The sequence below is a fragment of the Clostridium frigoris genome, from assembly GCF_018861865.1.
GTDB classification, from domain to species: Bacteria; Bacillota; Clostridia; order Clostridiales; family Clostridiaceae; genus Clostridium_AD; species Clostridium_AD frigoris.
The window spans coordinates 1-808 of the sequence record NZ_JAHLDV010000144.1 but is presented as its reverse complement, the minus strand read 5'-3'; the positions used below and the strand labels follow the sequence as shown (position 1 = coordinate 808).

Here is an 808-nt window from a genome sequence, read left to right as displayed (position 1 = left end):
ATATAAATGACGATTTCAGCCATGATGAGATGGGTGGAATAAGTAAAATGCCAGAAGTATTAGTTGAAGTTCTTACAACTGATGAAGTGTCAAAGATTATGAAATATGCATCTGATAATGTCATTCCTGTTGTAGCAAGGGGTTCAGGAACGGGTTTAGTTGGAGCGTCAGTCCCAATATTCGGTGGAATTATGATAAATATGTCTAGAATGAATAAAATACTTGAAATTGATGAAGAAAACTTAATGTTAACTTTAGAGCCAGGTGTACTTTTAATGGAGATAAGCAAATATGTTGAAGAATTTGATTTATTTTATCCACCAGATCCAGGCGAAAAATCTGCAACAATTGCTGGAAATATAAACACAAATGCAGGTGGAATGAGAGCTGTTAAGTACGGAGTAACAAGGGACTATATAAGAGGACTTGAAGTAGTGCTTCCCAGTGGAGAAATACTTGAAGTTGGAGGAAAAGTAGTTAAAAATTCTACTGGCTACAGCATAAAAGACTTAATATGTGGTTCTGAGGGAACCCTTGGAATAGTTACAAAGATTATATTAAGACTATTACCACTACCTAAAAAAGCTGTATCACTATTAATACCTTTCCCTAATCTTGATATGGCAATAAATACAGTTCCGTTAATAGTTAAATCAAAAGCAGCACCAACGGCTATAGAATTTATGCAAAGAGAGGTTATTCTTGCTGCTGAAGAGTTTCTTGGTAAAAAGTTTCCAGATAATTCATCAGATGCATATCTCTTATTGACATTTGATGGTAATACTATAGAAGAAATAGAAAAAGCTTA

At 34.0% G+C, this 808-nt stretch carries 1 protein-coding gene; it reads left to right on the top strand.

The window, feature by feature from the left end; genetic code table 11:
- A partial coding sequence (locus tag KPL37_RS19505; RefSeq protein ID WP_216151718.1) for an FAD-binding oxidoreductase occupies positions 1–808 on the top strand: 808 nt, incomplete at both ends.